Origin of the sequence: Bradyrhizobium dasycarpum, assembly GCF_042019905.1 — a bacterium.
Taxonomy (GTDB): domain Bacteria; phylum Pseudomonadota; class Alphaproteobacteria; order Rhizobiales; family Xanthobacteraceae; genus Bradyrhizobium; species Bradyrhizobium japonicum_B.
The window spans coordinates 4,455,310-4,472,873 of sequence record NZ_CP169574.1; the positions used below are offsets into that span (position 1 = coordinate 4,455,310).

General features: G+C 65.6%; 12 protein-coding genes and 1 pseudogene. 6 read left to right on the forward strand and 7 right to left on the reverse strand.

Translation table 11 applies throughout. The features are described 5' to 3' along the window. Nucleotides 1–86: 86 nt before the first annotated feature. Complete coding sequence (locus ACETMP_RS21380; RefSeq protein WP_375157738.1) at nt 87–809, forward strand: thermonuclease family protein; 723 nt, start codon at nt 87–89, stop codon at nt 807–809. Nucleotides 810–909: 100 nt separating this feature from the next. Beyond that, a complete protein-coding gene (locus ACETMP_RS21385; RefSeq protein WP_375157739.1) occupies nt 910–2,097 on the forward strand; it encodes a pyridoxal-phosphate-dependent aminotransferase family protein in 1,188 nt (395 codons plus the stop codon). Nucleotides 2,098–2,310: 213 nt separating this feature from the next. Here the strand turns inward: ACETMP_RS21385 and ACETMP_RS21390 are convergent, their stop codons facing one another. Both ACETMP_RS21390 and ACETMP_RS21395 read right to left on the reverse strand, forming a co-directional pair. Then, nucleotides 2,311–3,411, reverse strand: a complete 1,101-nt coding sequence (locus ACETMP_RS21390; RefSeq protein WP_375157740.1) for a hypothetical protein — start codon at nt 3,409–3,411, stop codon at nt 2,311–2,313. Further along, complete coding sequence (locus tag ACETMP_RS21395; RefSeq protein ID WP_375161952.1) at nt 3,411–4,847, reverse strand: MBOAT family O-acyltransferase; 1,437 nt, start codon at nt 4,845–4,847, stop codon at nt 3,411–3,413. The genes ACETMP_RS21390 and ACETMP_RS21395 overlap by 1 nt, the downstream gene beginning before the upstream one ends. 247 nt (nt 4,848–5,094) lie before the next feature. Between ACETMP_RS21395 and ACETMP_RS21400 the strand changes: the two genes are divergently transcribed. Further along, nucleotides 5,095–7,194: a S9 family peptidase gene (locus tag ACETMP_RS21400; protein ID WP_375157741.1), complete on the forward strand. Its 2,100-nt coding sequence runs from the start codon at nt 5,095–5,097 to the stop codon at nt 7,192–7,194. 97 nt (nt 7,195–7,291) lie between these two features. On the opposite strand, the gene ACETMP_RS21405 is transcribed toward ACETMP_RS21400, so the two are convergent. The 5 genes from ACETMP_RS21405 to ACETMP_RS21425 all read right to left on the reverse strand — a co-directional run bounded on the left by ACETMP_RS21405 (nt 7,292) and on the right by ACETMP_RS21425 (nt 12,493). Beyond that, complete coding sequence (locus ACETMP_RS21405) at nt 7,292–8,011, reverse strand: ribonuclease activity regulator RraA (RefSeq protein ID WP_375157742.1); 720 nt, start codon at nt 8,009–8,011, stop codon at nt 7,292–7,294. Between the two features lie 96 nt (nt 8,012–8,107). Next, a complete protein-coding gene (gene araD / locus ACETMP_RS21410; RefSeq protein ID WP_375157743.1) occupies nt 8,108–9,844 on the reverse strand; it encodes an L-arabinonate dehydratase in 1,737 nt (578 codons plus the stop codon). After that, nucleotides 9,841–10,701: an ABC transporter permease gene (locus ACETMP_RS21415; protein ID WP_375157744.1), complete on the reverse strand. Its 861-nt coding sequence runs from the start codon at nt 10,699–10,701 to the stop codon at nt 9,841–9,843. The genes araD and ACETMP_RS21415 overlap by 4 nt, the downstream gene beginning before the upstream one ends. Nucleotides 10,702–10,712: 11 nt before the next feature. Next, on the reverse strand, nt 10,713–11,474 hold the full coding sequence (locus ACETMP_RS21420) for an ABC transporter ATP-binding protein (RefSeq protein WP_375157745.1): 762 nt from the start codon (nt 11,472–11,474) through the stop codon (nt 10,713–10,715). Further along, a complete protein-coding gene (locus ACETMP_RS21425) occupies nt 11,474–12,493 on the reverse strand; it encodes an ABC transporter substrate-binding protein (RefSeq protein WP_375157746.1) in 1,020 nt (339 codons plus the stop codon). Before ACETMP_RS21425 ends, ACETMP_RS21420 begins: the two co-directional genes overlap by 1 nt. Before the next feature lie 94 nt (nt 12,494–12,587). Here ACETMP_RS21425 and ACETMP_RS21430 point away from each other — a divergent pair. From ACETMP_RS21430 to ACETMP_RS21440, 3 genes and pseudogenes are all read left to right on the forward strand, one after another. Then, nucleotides 12,588–13,303: pseudogene (locus tag ACETMP_RS21430) on the forward strand (GntR family transcriptional regulator). A 186-nt stretch (nt 13,304–13,489) separates the two neighbouring features. After that, on the forward strand, nt 13,490–13,909 hold the full coding sequence (locus tag ACETMP_RS21435; RefSeq protein WP_375157747.1) for a response regulator: 420 nt from the start codon (nt 13,490–13,492) through the stop codon (nt 13,907–13,909). Then, a complete protein-coding gene (locus ACETMP_RS21440) occupies nt 13,887–17,480 on the forward strand; it encodes a PAS domain S-box protein (protein ID WP_375157748.1) in 3,594 nt (1,197 codons plus the stop codon). The genes ACETMP_RS21435 and ACETMP_RS21440 overlap by 23 nt, the downstream gene beginning before the upstream one ends. Nucleotides 17,481–17,564: the final 84 nt, after the last annotated feature.

Sequence of the window (17,564 nt, forward strand, 5' to 3'; positions counted from 1 at the left end):
CTCATCGTCAGGCATAAGCTGGCCGGCAGGCCAAAAGCCGACCACAATTGCGCGTTCTATCGAGAGTTCATCACACGCGGACCGGCATGTTGGGAAAATTCCTGATTGCGCTTGCTTTCCTCGCCCCATCGCTCGCGCACGCCGCCGACATCACCGGCACGGCGAAGGTTCGCGCCGGCGATGCCGTGGTGATCGGCAACACGCGGATCCGGCTCGGCGGCATCGACGCGCCCGCGATCGATCAGCTCTGCCTCAACACCAAGACCGAGCGCTGGACCTGCGGGATCGCGGCGCGCGACGAGCTCGCCAAGCATGCCGACGGCAAGACCTGGGTCTGCCACACGAGGTCGATCGACCGGCGCGGCCGCACCGTGGCGCGCTGCGAGGTCGGCGGCGAGGACATCCAGAAATGGCTGGTGCACAGCGGCTGGGCGCTGGCCTACACCCGCATGTCCCATGATTACGAAGCGGACGAAAAGGCCGCGCGTGAGGCCAAGGCCGGGATGTGGCAGGGCGCCTTCATCGCGCCCTGGGACTGGCGCGTGCGCAACAAGAAGACCGTCATCCTCGGCGCCACCAAGCCCCCCGACGGGGCGCATGCGGTGCTGCTCGCCTCGGCCTCGGGCCCGGTCGCACCGTCCCCGGATTGCACCATCAAAGGCAACGTCAACAGCGCCGGCGAGTGCATCTTCCATCAGCCGACCAGCCGCTGGTACACCCAGATCAAGATGAAGATCAGCAAGGGCACCCGCTGGTTCTGCTCGGTCGAGGAGGCCGAAGCCGCCGGCTGCCGCGAGACGAAGCGATAACCAGACCTGCGTTTTACGTGCTTTTCTCAAACCCAGGCCGCGCGTAGAACGTGATTCAGCAACCCACCATCCTGTTCTCTGGCAACAAGGACCGACAGCAATGACCGTTCGCGCGGGCCGGGAGTTTCTGGCCATCCCCGGGCCCACCACGATGCCCGACGAAGTGCTGCGGGCGATGCACCGTCCGGCGATCGACATCTACTCCAAGGAGATGCTCGACCTGACCGAGAGCCTGCTCGGCGACATCTCCAAGCTGTTTGCGACCAAGGGCAAGTCCTACATCTACATCGCCAATGGTCACGGCGCCTGGGAGGCGGCGCTCAGCAACGTGCTGTCGCGCGGCGACAAGGTGCTGGTGCTGGAGAGCGGCCGTTTCGCGATTGGCTGGGGCAATGCGGCGGCGCTGATGGGCGCCGAGGTCGAGGTGCTCAAGGGCGACTGGCGCCGTGCGGTGCGGCCGCACGAGGTCGAGGAGCGCCTGCGCCGCGACAAGGAGCACACCATCAAGGCCGTCGTCGTGGTCCAGGTCGACACCGCCTCGGGCGTCCAGAACGACATCGAGGCGATCGGCAAGGCGATCAAGGCGAGCGGTCATCCCGCGCTGTACATGGTCGACACCGTGGCCTCGCTCGGCTGCATGCCGTTCGAGATGGACAAATGGGGCATCGACGTTGCGATGTCCGGCTCGCAGAAGGGCCTGATGACGCCGCCCGGCCTCGGCTTCGTCGCCGCCAATGCGCGTGCGCTCGAGGTGCACAAGAAGGCCAACATGTCGACGCCCTATTGGAGCTGGAGCGAGCGCGAGGGCACCGAGAATTATCGCAAATATGCCGGCACCGCGCCGGTGCATCTGTTGTTCGCCTTGCGCCGTGCGATCGACCTGCTGCACGAGGAAGGGCTCGAGAACGCCTTCCGCCGCCACAGCCTGCTCGGCGAAGCCGCGCGCCGCGCCGTTGCCGTCTGGGCGGAAGGCCAGGTGCTCGGCTTCAACGTCGCCGAGGCGAGCGAGCGCTCCAACACCGTGACCACGGTGACCATGAGCAACGGCTACGATCCCGCGGTGCTGCAACGCTATTGCAAGGACAAGTGCGGCGTGGTGCTCGGCACCGGCATCGGCGACCTCTCCGGCCAGGCGTTCCGCATCGCCCATATGGGCCACGTCAATGCGCCGATGCTGCTCGGCACGCTCGGCGTGATCGAGGTCGGCCTCAACGCGCTGAAGATCCCGCACGGCAAGGGCGGGATGGAGGCTGCGGTGTCGTATCTCGGCGACGAGGTGGCGGCGTAAGGCGGAGCCACAATCACGGCTGTCGTCCCGGACAAGCGGAGCGCTGGCAACGCGCAGCGTTGTCAGCGTGGAGCGCAGATGCGGGACCCATAGCCACAGGAAGTGGTTTGGCGAAGACTCGGAGTTGCCGGCGCGCGCGATAACTTCTCCCTGGGGTTATGGGTCCCGGATCTGCGCTTCGCTTGTCCGGGACGACAGCGGAGTGCTTGGCGACTACTGTGGCACACGATACGCCTCGACCTGCGCCTTCAGATCATTCAACGAGGAAAGGGGCACCTTCGCATCGACGCGATAGGCCCCGTTCGCCAACCATCTCAGCACCATGGCGTCCACCACCGGCGAATGGTGGATGACGTCGCCGTAATTATCGAGGTCGTGCGTTACCTCCTTGATCGCGCGGAAATCGTGCAGGCGCACATTTGGGAGCTGCGTCAGGCGCCGCGCGATGGCGGCCGTGAGATCGGTGACGATCTTCAGCGTCTCCGGCGAGGCCTCGCGCATCGCAACGAATTGCAGGATCGAATAGGGCGGGAAGTAGATGTCGAAGGTGACGTCGGGGTGACGCGCGATCAGGCCGACGGCATCCTGCTCGAAATGCCGGACCATGGCCTCATAATTATAGCCCTCGCCGAGGAAACGGCTGCGCGTGGGATTGGTGATGTAGGTGAAGGCCGCGAGCGTCTTCTTCGCATTGTAGTCGCGCGCGACGTCGACATCCCGCGGCAGCGCGTAGATGTCGTCGACATCGGCGAGCGCGAATTTCACGGGCAGGAACGGCGCCGCCCGGGTCAGCGGCGGCCGCAATGGCGGAACCGAGCGCAGCAGCGCGAACAGGGATTCCTTCGCCATCGCGGCGCTGAACAGATAGGACGCAATCCCCTTCGCCGTCCCGCGATAGAGATCGACGGAGAGATAAGGGTCGGATTCGATATCGGCGGCATCGATGAAGATGAAATCGTCCATCGCCCAGATCACGCGCTTGGCGCCGCGCCCGATCGCCTGCTCCAGCACGAAACCCTGCTGGCGCGAGTTTGAGCCGGTCATCGCCAGCTTGAGCGAATGCCCGCCGAGCGCGCGGTCGATGTCGCTCTGGCGGAAATGGATCGCAAGCGAAGTGCCCATGAACGCCGTGTCGAACGACTGGCTGCGGATCAGCCCGGCATTCTGCACGCGGGTGTCGTCGGAATAGAAGGCGAGACGCGAAGGGCGGAACAGCTGCAGGGGATCGACGGCATAGGTGAGCAGCGCGGCGCCCAGCACGCACACGATGCTCGCGAGCAGAAGACGCACCAGATGTGTGAAAGCCCCGCGCATCAGAACCGGAAATAGATGAATTCGCTGTGGCTCTGGATGCCCAGGATTCCGAACGCGAGCACCAGCGACGCCGCATAGACGACCAGCGGCCGCATCCGCCCTGCCCGCAAGGCTTCGCCGACCCTGCGGCCTGCGTGATCGTATCCCATCAGCGTTTGCGTATTCGGCGCCAGCCATACCAGCGCGGCGTAGACGGCGACCATCACCAGCGCCGCGATCTCCTCGCGGCCGAAGACGATATTCGAGGGATCGGCCATGGCCTGGAGCACGCGCAGCGCCCATTCCACACTCGCGGCACGGAAGAAGACCCAGGCGACCACGACAGCGAGGAACGTCAGCGCAGCGCCTGCGATGCGAGCTGGGCGTGCAAGCAGCGGCGGAACGTTCGGCACCAAGGCATTGAAGGCATGATTGACGCAGAGATACGCGCCGTGCAATGCGCCCCAAATGACAAACGTCCAGGCCGCGCCGTGCCAGAGCCCGCCGAGCAGCATCGTGATCATCAGGTTGACGTAGCGCAGCACGCGCCCCCTGCGATTGCCGCCGAGCGGGATGTAGAGATAGTCGCGCAAAAATTGCGACAGCGTCATGTGCCAGCGGCGCCAGAACTCGACGATGCTGGTTGCCTTGTAAGGCGAGTTGAAGTTCACGGGCAGGAAGATGCCGAACATCAGCGAGATCCCGATCGCCATGTCGGAATAGCCGGAGAAGTCGAAATAGAGCTGGAACGTGTAGGCGAGCGCACCCAGCCAGGCCTGGTCGAAGCTGGGCGAGCGCGCCTCGAAGGCGAGCGCGACCAGCGGCTGGATGCCGTCGGCAAGACAGGTCTTCTTGAACAGGCCGATCGCGAAGATGATGGCGCCGCATAACATGAGGTGCCCGTCCGGGCGCTTGGTCTCCTCCCGTTCGAACTGCGGGATCATGTCCTTGTGGTGGAGGATGGGCCCGGCGATCAGATGTGGGAAGTAAGTCACGAACAGCGTGTAATGCGGCAGCGCGTAGGCCGCGACCCGGCCGCGATAGGCGTCGATCAGGAACGCGATCTGCGTGAACGTGTAGAAGGAAATGCCGACCGGCAGCAGGATGTGGACCGCGACATGCGTGCCGAGCAGCGCGTTGACGTTCTCGGTGACGAAACCGGCATATTTGAAGATGCCGAGCACGATGAGATCGCCGGCGACGCCAAGCGCGAGCACCGCCCTTCGTCGCGACGGGACGAGCTCCGATACGATCAGCAGATGGCCGACGCCGTAGTTGAAGGCGATCGACAGCAGCAACAGGGCCACGAACTGCCAGTTGCCGATGGCGTAGAAGGCGAGCGAGGCCAGTGCCAGCCAGATCACCGGCATGAGATTGCTGCGCCGCCCGAGCCAGAAATAGCCCGCCAGCACGAGGGGCAGGAACAGCAGGATGAACGGGTAGGAATTGAACAGCATCAGGCTGGACCGGCGGCGGGGATATGGTCCGTAAAGCATGCAGGGGGCCGATCAACAACCCGGCGATCGCTAGCCGGCGTGCTGGCAATTCGGGTGCCCGTCGCCATATGATGGGCGACCAGCCGCCTTTTACCGTCATTGCTAGGCTTGACCCGGCAATCCATCGCCAAAGATTTCGTCCTTGATGGATGCGCGGGTCAAGCCCGCGCATGGCGAGATGAATTTCGGTGACACGAACGAGGACCGAGTGACCCAAGCCAAGATGCCTTCTCAGCCCCCCGTCGCCCCGCGCCGGCCGCATTCCTTCACGCGGCACGGGATCACCGTGAGCGACGACTATGCCTGGTTGAAGGACGCGAAATGGCAGGAAGTGCTGCGCGATCCCGCGGTGCTCGATCCCGACATCCGCAACTATCTGGTTGAAGAGAACAGCTACACCGAGAGCCTGCTCGGCCATACCGCGCCGCTGCAGAAGACGCTGGTGCGCGAGATGCGCGGCCGCATCAAGGAGGACGATTCCAGCGTGCCGTCGCCGGATGGTCCGTTCGCCTATTTCCGCAGGTTTCGCGAGGGCGGGCAGCACGAGCTGTTCGGCCGCATGCCGCGCGAGGGCGGCGACGGCGAGATCGTGCTCGACGGCGACGCGCTCGCCAAGGACCACGCATATTTCAAGTTCGGCGGCAGCCGCCACTCCTACGATCACAAGCTGCAGGCCTGGAGCGCCGACACCAAGGGCTCGGAATATTTCTCGATCCGGGTTCGCGACTGGAGCACGGGCAAGGATTTCGACGACCTCGTCGAGGAGACCGACGGCGGCGTGGTCTGGGCCAAGGACTGCAAGAGCTTCTTTTATGTGAAGCTGGACGACAATCACCGGCCGATGCAGGTGTGGCGCCACAGGCTCGGCACTGGGCAGGCCGAGGACATTCTGGTCTATGAGGAGCAGGATGCCGGCTGGTTCACCCATCTGCACGAGAGCACCAGCGGCCGTTTCTGCGTGATCGCGGGCGGCGACCACGAGACGAGCGAGCAACGGCTGATCGATCTCGCCAATCCCGAGGCGCCGCCGCGCCTGGTCGCCGCGCGCGAGGAGGGCGTGCAATATTCGCTGGCTGATCGCGGCGACGAGCTCTTCATTCTCACCAACGCCGACGACGCCATCGACTTCAAGATCGTCACCGCGCCGCTCTCTGCGCCCGAGCGCAAGAACTGGCGCGACTTGATCCCGTATAGGCCCGGGATCTACATCATCGACCTCGACCTTTATGCCGGCCATCTGGTGCGGCTGGAGCGCGCCAATGCGCTGCCGTCGATCGTGATCCGCGATCTCGCCTCGAACGAGGAGCATGCCATCGCCTTCGACGAGGCCGCCTATTCGCTGGATACGATGGGCTCCTACGAATTCGAGACGACCAATCTGCGCTTTGCCTATTCGTCGATGACGACGCCGTCGGAGGTCTACGACTACGACATGGTCAAGCGCACGCGCACCTTGCGCAAGCGCCAGGAGATCCCGTCCGGCCACAACGTGGCCGATTACGTCACCACGCGCATCATGGCGAAGGCACATGACGGCGCCGAGGTGCCGGTCTCGATCCTGCATCGCCGCGGGCTGAAGCTCGACGGTTCGGCGCCGCTGCTGCTCTACGGCTACGGCTCCTACGGCATGGCGATGCCGGCCTCGTTCAACGCCAACCGCCTGTCGCTGGTCGACCGCGGCTTCGTCTACGCCATCGCGCATATTCGCGGCGGCGCCGACAAGGGCTGGGGCTGGTATCTCGACGGCAAGCGCGAGAAGAAGACCAACAGCTTTGACGATTTCGCGGCCAGCGCCCGTGCGCTGATCGATGCCAAATACACCAGCGCCAAGCGCATCGTCGGCCATGGCGGCTCGGCCGGCGGCATGCTGATGGGCGCGGTCGCCAACCGCGCCGGCGAATTGTTCGCCGGCATCGTCGCCGAGGTGCCGTTCGTGGACGTGCTCAACACCATGCTCGACGACACGCTGCCGCTGACGCCGCCGGAATGGCCGGAATGGGGCAACCCGATCGAAAGCGAGGAGGATTTCCGCACCATCCTGTCCTACTCGCCCTACGACAATGTCGCAGCAAAGGACTATCCGGCGATCCTGGCGATGGGCGGCCTGACCGATCCGCGCGTCACCTATTGGGAGCCCGCCAAATGGGTCGCACGCCTGCGCGCCACCATGCGTGGGGGCGGCCCTGTCCTGCTGCGCACCAACATGGGCGCCGGCCACGGCGGCGCCTCGGGCCGGTTCGACCGGCTCGACGAGGTAGCGATCGTCTATGCGTTCGCGCTGTGGGCGGCAGGGATGGCGGAGGCGTGACGTCGTAGCCCGGATGCAGCGGAGCGCAATCCGGGATTCGCGCAGACATCAAGACTGTTCCCGGATTACGCTCCGCTGCATCCGGGCTACGAGAGCGCTACCGCCCGTTCTTCTTTCGCCACTCCGCAAAGTCGGTGAGCGTCTGCGGGTCTGTGGCGGGATAGAGGCCGAAGATGCCGCGGCCCTTGCCGACCTCCTCGGTGACGAAATCCTCGAATGCGGTCATCTCGAAGGTCTCGTTCGCGATCTCGTCCGCGAGATGCGCGGGGATCACGATGACGCCGTCGGCATCGCCGAGGATGACGTCACCGGGAAACACCGGCGCATCGCCGCAGCCGATGGGGACGTTGATCTCGATCGCCTGGTGCAGCGTCAAGTTCGTCGGCGCACTGGGGCGGTGGTGATAGGCGGGAATGCCGAGCCTGGCGATCTCGGCGGAATCGCGGAAGCCGCCATCGGTGACGACGCCGGCAACGCCGCGCTTCATCAGCCGCGTCACCAGGATGGCACCGGCCGACGCCGCCCGCGCGTCCTTGCGGCTGTCCATCACCAGCACGGCACCGGGCGGGCAATCCTCGACCGCCTTGCGCTGCGGGTGCGAGCGATCCTTGAAGACGTCGATGGTGTTGAGGTCCTCGCGCGCCGGCATGTAGCGCAGCGTGAAGGCCTCGCCGACCATGGTCGGCTGGTTGGGGCCGACGGGATGGACGTCCTGGATCATCTGGATGCGCAGGCCGCGCTTGAACAAGGCGGTGGCGACCGTGGCGGTGGAGACGGATTTGAGCTTGTTGCGGGTGGCTTCGGAAAGTTTGGTCATGGGGCTCTCTCTCGTTCGTCATTCCGGGGCGATGCGTCAGCATCGAACCCGGAATCGCGAGGTTCCGGGTTCGCTTCGCGCCCCGGAACGACGGTGTTAGTAAATCGACGGCTCGCCGATCGGCGCGCCGAAATCGGTCTCGAGGAAGTCGAAGTCGCAGCCGTCATTGGCCTGCTTGATGTGCCTGGTGAACATCCAGCCATAGCCGCGCTCGAAGCGGCGCTCGGGCTGCTTCCAGGCGGCGCGGCGCTTTGCGAGCTCGGCTTCGGGGACGTCGAGATTGATGGTGCGGGCGGCGACGTCCAGCGTGATGCGGTCGCCGTTCTGCACCAGGGCAAGCGGGCCGCCGATGTAGGATTCCGGCGAAACGTGCAGGATGCAGGCGCCGTAACTGGTGCCGCTCATGCGCGCATCCGAGATGCGCACCATGTCGCGCACGCCCTGCTTCACGAGCCTGGTCGGAATCGGCAGCATGCCCCATTCCGGCATGCCCGGCCCTCCTTGCGGCCCCGCGTTGCGCAAGATCAGGATGTGGTCCTCGGTGACGTCCAAATCGGGATCATCGACCGCCTGCTTCATCGAGGGATAATCGTCGAACACCAAGGCCGGCCCGGTGTGCTTGAGGAAACGCGGCGCACAAGCGGAGGGCTTGATGACGCAGCCGTCGGGCGCGAGATTGCCCTTGAGCACGGCGAGCGCGCCCTCCTTGTAGATGGGATTGTCGACGCCGCGGATCACGTCGGCATTGTGCACCTCCGCGCCCTCGATGTTCTCACCCAGCGTCTTGCCCGTTACAGTGATGCAGTCGAGATGGAGATGCGGCTTGATCTGACCCATCAGCGCCGGCAGGCCGCCGGCGTAGAAAAAGTCCTCCATCAGGTAGGTGTCGCCGCTCGGCCGGACGTTGGCGATGACGGGCACCTTGCGGCTGGCGATCTCGAAATCGTCGAGCCCGATGTCCTGGCCGGCACGGCGGGCCTGCGCGATCAGGTGGATGATGGCATTGGTCGAGCAGCCCATCGCCATCGCCACCGCGATCGCGTTCTCGAACGCCTTGCGGGTCTGGATCGTCTTCGGCGTCAGGTCTTCCCACACCATCTCGACGATGCGGCGGCCGCATTCGGAGGCCATGCGGATGTGGTTGGCGTCGGCGGCCGGAATCGAGGAGGCGCCCGGCAGCGTCATGCCGATCGCCTCCGCGATCGCGGTCATGGTCGAGGCCGTGCCCATGGTCATGCAGGTGCCGTAGCTGCGGGCGATGCCGGCCTCGATGTCGAGCCAGTCCTTGTCGGAGATCTTTCCAGCGCGGCGCTCGTCCCAATATTTCCAGCCGTCCGAGCCGGAGCCGAGCGTCTTGCCCTTCCAGTTGCCGCGCAGCATGGGACCTGCCGGCAGATAGATCGCCGGAATGTTCATCGAGGTGGCCCCCAGCAGCAGCGCCGGCGTGGTCTTGTCGCAGCCGCCCATCAGCACCACGCCGTCGACGGGATGGCTGCGCAGCAGCTCCTCGGCGTCCATCGCCAGCAGGTTGCGGTAGAGCATGGTGGTCGGCTTGAGCAGCGATTCCGACAGCGACAGCGCCGGCAGCTCCAGCGGCAGGCCGCCGGCCATCAGGATACCGCGCTTGACGTCGTCGACGCGCGACTTGAAGTGCATGTGGCAGGGCTGCGCGTCCGACCAGGTGTTGAGGATCGCGATAATTGGCCGGTCCTTCCACTCCTCCGGCGCGTAGCCCATCTGCATGGCGCGGGAGCGGTGGCCGAACGAGCGCAGATCGTCGGGCGCGAACCAGCGCGCGCTACGGAGCTGATCGGGTGTTTTCTTCTTGCTCATGATTGGGTGCCCCATTTCTGAACCGTGTTCCGCTCGATGGCGCGGAAGATCAGGTTCTCGACAAAGAGCCCGATGATGATCACGGTCAAGAGGCCCGCGAACACGGCGGGTATGTCGAGCAGGTTGCGGTTCTCGAAGATGAACCAACCCAGCCCGCCCTGGCCGGAGGAGACGCCGAACACCAGCTCGGCCGCGATCAGCGTGCGCCAGGCAAAGGCCCAGCCGATCTTCAGGCCGGTGAGAATCGAGCCGAACGCCGCCGGAATCAGGATCTTGGCCACGTATGGCAGCCCGCGGAGGCCGTAATTGCGCCCGACCATGCGCAGCGTGCTGGAGACGCTCTTGAAGCCGGAATGGGTATTGAGCGCGACCGGCCACAGCACGGAATGGATCAGCACGAAGACGAGGCTGCCATTGCCGAGCCCGAACCAGATCAGCGCCAGCGGCAGCAGCGCGATCGCCGGCAGCGGATTGAACATCGCCGTCACAGTCTCGAGGAAATCGGTTCCGATACGGGTGGAGATGGCGAGCACCGTGAAGAGCGCGGCCAGCACGATGCCGGCCGAATAGCCCATGAACAGCACTTTCAGCGACGCCCAGGCCCGCATCGGAATGGTGCCGTCCTTGACCCGCTCGAACAGCGTGATCGCGGTGTCGTGCAGGGTCGGGAACAACAGCGGATTGTCGAGCGCGACGCCGTAGGCCTCCCAGACCGCCGCCAGGAACAGGATGATCACCGCCTTGCGGACGAAGCCGTCGTTCCAGAGCAGCTCAAGCACGCTCAGCTTGCGCTCGACCTCGCCTGCGCCCGAGACAGCGGCCGGCTCGGCCCGCAGCAATATCCTGGCTTCACCCATGACAGGCTCCTTCAATGCGCGGCGGCTTCGCCGGCGAACAGGAGATCGTGGATCTCCTTCTCCAGCCGGCCGGCGCTGCCATCCCCGCCGGAGACCTTGTCGACATCGACCACCTCGGCCTTGACCCGGCCGGGATGCGGCGACAGCAGCAGGATGCGGTTGCCGATGCGGATCGCCTCGGCGATCGAATGGGTCACGAACAGCACGGTGAACCTGGTCTCGCTCCAGAGCTGGAGCAGCTCGTCCTGGCAGGTGCGGCGCGTCAGCGCGTCGAGCGCGGCGAACGGCTCATCCATCAAGAGGATGTCCGGCTCCATCGCCATGCCGCGTGCGATCGCGACGCGCTGCTTCATGCCGCCCGACAGCGTGTGCGGATAGGCGTCGACGACGCGGGTCAGGCCGACCTTGTCGATATAGGCCCGCGCGCGCGCCTCGGCGTCCTTGCGCGACAGCTTGCGCGCGGTCAGCAGCGGAAACATTACGTTGGCGAGCACGCTCTTCCAGGGCAGCAGCTGGTCGAACTCCTGGAAGATCATCATGCGATCGGCGCCGGGACCGTGGATCTCGCGATCGTTGATGGTCATGCGGCCTTCGCTCGGGCTCATATAGCCGCCGACGGCCTTTAGCAGGGTCGACTTGCCGCAGCCGGAGGGACCGAGCAGCACGAAGCGGTCGGACTTGTCGACGGTGAACGAGACCCTTTCGGTGGCGGTGACGACGGCGCTGGAGGTCTTGTAGCGCAGCGTCACCCCGCTGACGTCGAGCAGCGCCATCAATTGCCCTTCAGATCGTGCGCGACGGGCAGATAATAGTCCGTCCATGCCTTGGGCTGGGTCTTCAGCGTGCCGGTCTTGAACAGATGGGCGGCGAATTTCATCGTGCCCTGCGGCTCGAGATTCCACTCCATCATGCCGGGCTCCTTCAGGAGATCGAGCAGCTCTTCCACCGAAGTCTTGTCGCCGGTGATCTCCTTGTAGATCTCGACCGCCTGCCTGGTATCGCGGCGGATCAGATCCTGCGCTTCCTTGGTGGCGTCGCGCACGGCCTGGACGATCATCGGATTGGCGTCGGCGAATTTCGTGGTGGTGAAGAATTGCGCCTGGCTGAGCGGCCCGCCCATCACGTCCGGCGACGACAGCACGACATGCGCGCCCGGCACGTTCTTCAGCTCCAGGAACGTAAAGGGCGGGATCGAGAAATGGTTGTGCACCTCGTGCTTGGGATTGGACAGCGCCGCATAGGCGTCGGGATGGCCGAGCTGCACGGTGTTGGCGTCGAGCTTCGACCATTGATCGGCGCCGAAGGCCTCGGCGGCCGCGATCTGCAGCACGATCGCCTGGGTCGAAACCTTGACGGTCGGCACCGCGATCTTGTCCGCCGGACCGAAGTCCTTGATCGACTTGATGTTGGCATCGCGGCTGATCAGCGTCATCGGCTGCGCCGAAGTGGCGACGATGCCCTTCACGCCGCCGCGGGTGCGGTCCCATAGCAGCAGGAGGTTGCCGGTGCCGGTGTTGAGGATGTCGACACCACCCGCCAGCAGCGCATCGGTCTGCGCGCCGCCGCCGGAGAAGGTGATCCATTTGGTGGTGACGCCGGAGACGCCGAGCGAAGCCGCGTGCTTCTCGATCAGCTTCAGCTTCTCCATGATGTGGCTCGGCATGTAGAAGATGCCGGGCTGGCGCGACAGCGCGATCTCGGATTTCTGCTGCGCGCCCGCCGGCAGGGCCGCCAGCACGGTTGCGGCGATCAGGGCGATGGCGGCGGCGCCGCGCTGAAATGGCTTGATCATAATTGTTGGTTTCCTCCGGCCGCCATTGACGAGTGACGTAGCTGATGCACTAATGCATTAGTGCATCAAGCGCAAGCCCGCCGGAGCTGTTCGCATGGAAACCGCCCATCCCCCGCCCCGCGCGTCCGTCCGCCGCGGGCCACGGCTGGACCGGGCCCGGCAAGCCGCGCCGCAGGTGTTCGAGCGGCTTCGCAACGCCATTCTCGCGCTCGAGCTGCCCCCGGGCGCGCCGCTGTCGCGCACCGATCTCGCCGCGCAATTCGGCGTCAGCTCGACGCCGATTCGCGACGCCTTGATGCGCCTCGAGGAAGAAGGGCTGGTCGAAGTGTTTCCGCAGCACGCCACCGTGGTCAGCCGGGTCGATGTCGGCCGCGCCGAGCAGGCGCATTTCCTGCGCCAGGCGCTCGAGCTCGAAATCGTCCGGCTGCTCGCGGAGCGACCCGACCAGGCCCTGGTTCTCCGCCTCGACCACGCCATCGCGCTTCAGCAGCAATTCGCCAAGGCCGGCGATTTCGAGAGCTTCATCGCCGCTGACAATGATTTTCACGCGCAGCTGTATGCCGCGGCCGGCAAGCAGGAGCTGTGGACGCTGGTGCGCAGCCGCAGCGGACATATCGACCGGCTGCGCCGGCTGCACCTGCCCTCCCCGGCAAGGCCCAGAACATCCTCCGTCACCACCGATTGATCACCCGCGCGATAGAGGCCGGCGACCCCGAGGCCGCGCAACAGCATCTGCGCAAGCACCTGTCGGGCACACTGAGCGAGCTCGACAAGATTCGAAGCCATTATCCGGAATATCTGACCGATTAGACGGCGCCCCGCCCTTTATGCACGCAACCGTGCATAAGCATGCCGTGCTTCGGCTTGGCTTAGGCGAGCGTTCACCGGCCCTTCGCGAAGTGCTTGAGGCCGGGCGGAATCCGCGCAACAATTTCATCTTTGATGGTTTGATTTGCGCCGATGGGAAAGTCCCGTCCGGCGCGGAGGAATTCAGACGTGGCCAACATCCTGATCGTGGATGACGACCGGGCCGTTCAGATCACGATCCGGCTGCTCCTGGAGAGGGCCGGGCATCACGTCACCCTCGCCGGCGATGGCCGCAAGGCGCTTGCGCTGTTCGAGGCCGGGCGGTTCGATCTGCTGTTCCTCGACATCTTCATGCCTGGCATGGATGGGCTGGAGACGATGCGTCACATCCGGGCGTTGGCCCCGGCCATTCCCATCATCGTCATTTCCGGCCGCTCGGCCGCGCCGGATGCCTATGCGGAACCCGATTTCCTCAATATGGCGACCAAGCTCGGCGCGGTGGCAAGCCTGCAGAAGCCATTCCGGCCTGGCGCACTGCTCGCCGCAGTCGATGGCTGCCTGAAGGCGGGCGAGCCGGAGGGGTCCGATGTCAGCTCCGGCCGCCGATAACGAGGGCTCCTCTGCTTCAGGCCAGACCGGCCGCGATCACCCGGGAAGTCCTGTGAGCATTCCCATGACACTCGCCACGCGGCTGGCCGTCGCCATGATCCTGCTGGTGGCGGTCACCGTGGCCGCGGTCGGCTGGCTGGGCTATCGCAACACCACGCAGGCGGTCATTCCGCGGGTGCTGGAACGGGTCGAGGCCCAGTCGCGCCTGCTGGCGGCCAATCTGGAATCCTACGTCTCCGGAACGCGCGGCGACCTGATCGGCTATCGCGCTGCCGCGGCCATTCAGGGCCTCATCCGCGCTCACACCGGCGGCGGTACCGATCCTGCCGACGGCGTCTCGGAACAAACCTGGCGCGAGCGTATCGCCACGCGGCTCGCGGCCGAGATCGAGGCCAAACCCATCTACGGGCAGTTTCGGATCATCGGCATCGATAACGACCAGCGCGAGCTGGTCCGTGTCGATCGCTCCGGACCGGACCGAACAGCCCGGATCGTCCCGGACGACGAGCTGGAGAGCAAGAGCGACCGACCGTACTTTCAGCAAACGATCCGGTTGCCGCCTGGCGAGATCTATGTGTCACCCGTCGATCTCGCCACCCGCCAAGGGGGCACCACGACTCCTCACATCCCGACTCTCCGGGTGGGGACACCGCTATTCGCACCGGACGGCAAGCCGTTCGGCATCATCGTCGCCAATATCGACATGCGGCCGGCCCTCGACCAGGTCCGCGCGACGGCGGCCTCGGGAGGAGAGATCTACGTCGTGAATTCGCGCGGCGACTATCTCGTTCATCCCGATCGCGCGCGCGAATTGGGCACATTGCGCGACCGTCCCGGCGACTGGCGCAACGACTTCCCCTATTTCGCGGCTCTGACGGGCACGCAGGACGTATCCACGCGGCTCATGACCGATGGGTCGGGCCGGCCGAGCGGCGCGGCCATTGCCCCTGCGCTGCTTGCCGGCAAGGAATGGGTCGCCGTCATCGAGACCATTCCCGCGCCCGTGTTCGGCCTCGTGCCGGCAGCGATCCAGAAGACGTCCCTGCTGGTTGGCATATTGGCCGTTGTCGCCGCAGCTGTGCTGGCGGTGCTGCTGGCGCGCTCGCTCACGCGTCCGATCGGCCGCTTGACCGCGGCGGTCCAGGCCATCGGCAGCGGACGTCCGGCGGACATCCCCGTCGATGCCGGCGGTGAGACGGGCGTGTTGGCCCGCGCCTTCGCGCAGATGGTCGAGGAAACCCGGGTGAAGACGGCTGCGCTCGAACGCGAGATCGAGGAGCATCGCCGCACCGAGGCCGCGCGCAGCCATCACGCGGCGCGCGAGCGCCTGTTCAGCGCCGCGATCGAATCCTCCGACGATGCGATCGTGATGCAGACGCTCGATGCCGTCATCACGGGTTGGAATCCGGCCGCCGAGCGTCTGTACGGCTATTCGGCGGACGAGGCGATCGGCAAGCCGACATCGATCATCGTGCCGGCGGACCGCCGCGAGCAGGGCAAGGACTATCTGGCGCGGATCGCGCGCGGCGAGCCGATCGAACGCTTCGAGACGGTGCGCGTGCGCAAGGACGGCACGCCGGTCGAAATCTCGCTCAGCCTGTCGCCGATCAAAGGTCCGTCGGGCGAGATCATCGGCGTGTCCGGGACCGCACACAGCCTTACCGAGGCGCGGCGGGCCGAGCGGCAGCTCCAGCAGCAGCTCGAGGAGCGCCGGCAGATCTTCGACACCTCGCAAGACCTGATCATGGTCATGGACTCGCACGGCCACATCGCGCAGATCAGCCCGAGCAGCGAGACCATTCTCGGCTACAGGCCGGACGAGATGATTGGCCGCAGCGGAGCCGACTTCATTCATCCCGGTCATCTGGAGGGCTCCCGCGCCGAGATGCGCGCGCTGCGCCGCGGCGAGCGCATCAAGATTGCCGACACCCGGTGCCTCCACCGCAACGGACACGAGGTCTGGCTATCCTGGCTCGGCAGCTGGTCCGAGCAGGCGCAGCGCTACTTCTTCGTCGGGCGCGACATGACGGAGGCGCGGCTCGCGCAGGAATCGCTGCGCGAGAGCGAGCGGCTCGCCCGCAACATCATCGAGACCTCGCTCGACGCCTTCGTCCAGACCGACGAGACCGGCAGCATCCTGAACTGGAACTCGCAGGCCGAGCAGCTGTTCGGCTGGCCCCGCGAGGAAGTGCTCGGCAAGAGCACGATCGACCTGATCGTCGCCGCGAGCGAACGCGAGCGGGTCAGGGCGGGTCTGACCCAGTTCCTGGCGAACGAGAGCGGCAGGACGCTGAACCGCCGCCGCGAGCTGATGTGCTGCCGCCGCGACGGCAAGGAATTCAAGGCCGAGCTGAGCGTCACCGCACTGAAGCGCCGCGAGGGCCTGCTGTTCAACGTCTTCTACCGCGACCTCACCGACAAGATCGCCGCCGAGGAGCGCATCCGTCACGCCGAGAAGATGGAGGCGATCGGCCAGCTCACCGGCGGCGTGGCGCACGATTTCAACAACATCCTCACCGTCATCACCGGGACGATCGAGATCCTCGCGGAGGCCGTCGAGAAGGAGCCGCAGCTTGCGGCCATCACGAAGATGATCGACGAGGCGGCCGCGCGCGGCGCCGACCTGACCCAGCACCTGCTCGCCTTCGCGCGCAAGCAGCCGCTCCAGCCGCGCGAGATCGACATCAACTCGCTGGTGGTCGACACCGCGAAGCTGTTGCGGCCGACGCTGGGCGAGCAGATCCAGATCGAATCCGTGTTCGAGGACGAGAATTGCGTCGCGATCGTCGATCCCAACCAGCTCACCACCGCGATCCTCAACCTCGCGCTCAATGCCCGCGACGCCATGCCCGGCGGCGGCAAGCTGATCCTGGAGACCGGCGCCGCCTATCTCGACGAGGCCTACGCCAACGCGAACGACGTGCCGCCGGGGCACTACGTGTTGATTGCCGTGAGCGATACCGGCACCGGAATTCCCGCGAACCTGCTGACCAGGGTGTTCGATCCCTTCTTCACCTCGAAGGGGCCGGGCAAGGGCACCGGGCTCGGCCTGTCGATGGTCTACGGCTTCATCAAGCAGTCCGCGGGCCACATCAAGATCTACAGCGAGGAAAGCCACGGCACCACGATTAAGATGTACCTGCCGCCCGGCAAGACGCCGACGGCGGCCGGCGAGGGCGTGACGCCGGCGGCCATCGAGGGCGGGCACGAGACGATCCTGGTGGTCGAGGACGACAGGCTGGTGCGCGATTACGTGCTGGCGCAGCTGCATTCGCTGGGCTACGTCACCCTGCAGGCCGCGAACGCCGCGGAGGCGCTCGCGATCGTCGCCGCCGGAAAGCCGTTCGACCTTCTGTTCACCGACGTCATCATGCCCGGCAAGATGAACGGACGGCAGCTTGCCGACGAGCTGATGAAGACGCGGCCCGATCTCAAGGTGGTCTACACGTCGGGCTATACCGAGAACGCGATCATCCATCACGGCCGGCTCGATTCCGGCGTGATGCTGCTGGCCAAGCCCTATCGCAAAACGGATCTGGCGCGGATCATCCGCAAGGCGCTGAGCGGGTGATGTTTGGGAGTCATTCCGGACGCGCGCAGCGCGATCCGGAATCTCGAGATTCCGGGTTCGATGCTCCGCATCGCCCCGGAATGA

Coding starts and splice junctions, on each gene's coding strand:
- ACETMP_RS21440 (WP_375157748.1), top strand. CDS start 13,887: ATGTCAGCTCCGGCCGCCGATAACGAGGGCTCCTCTGCTTCAGGCCAG.
- ACETMP_RS21385 (WP_375157739.1), top strand. CDS start 910: ATGACCGTTCGCGCGGGCCGGGAGTTTCTGGCCATCCCCGGGCCCACC.
- ACETMP_RS21425 (WP_375157746.1), bottom strand. CDS start 12,493: ATGATCAAGCCATTTCAGCGCGGCGCCGCCGCCATCGCCCTGATCGCC.
- ACETMP_RS21405 (WP_375157742.1), bottom strand. CDS start 8,011: ATGACCAAACTTTCCGAAGCCACCCGCAACAAGCTCAAATCCGTCTCC.
- ACETMP_RS21380 (WP_375157738.1), top strand. CDS start 87: ATGTTGGGAAAATTCCTGATTGCGCTTGCTTTCCTCGCCCCATCGCTC.
- ACETMP_RS21420 (WP_375157745.1), bottom strand. CDS start 11,474: ATGGCGCTGCTCGACGTCAGCGGGGTGACGCTGCGCTACAAGACCTCC.
- araD (WP_375157743.1), bottom strand. CDS start 9,844: ATGAGCAAGAAGAAAACACCCGATCAGCTCCGTAGCGCGCGCTGGTTC.
- ACETMP_RS21395 (WP_375161952.1), bottom strand. CDS start 4,847: ATGCTGTTCAATTCCTACCCGTTCATCCTGCTGTTCCTGCCCCTCGTG.
- ACETMP_RS21415 (WP_375157744.1), bottom strand. CDS start 10,701: ATGGGTGAAGCCAGGATATTGCTGCGGGCCGAGCCGGCCGCTGTCTCG.
- ACETMP_RS21390 (WP_375157740.1), bottom strand. CDS start 3,411: ATGCGCGGGGCTTTCACACATCTGGTGCGTCTTCTGCTCGCGAGCATC.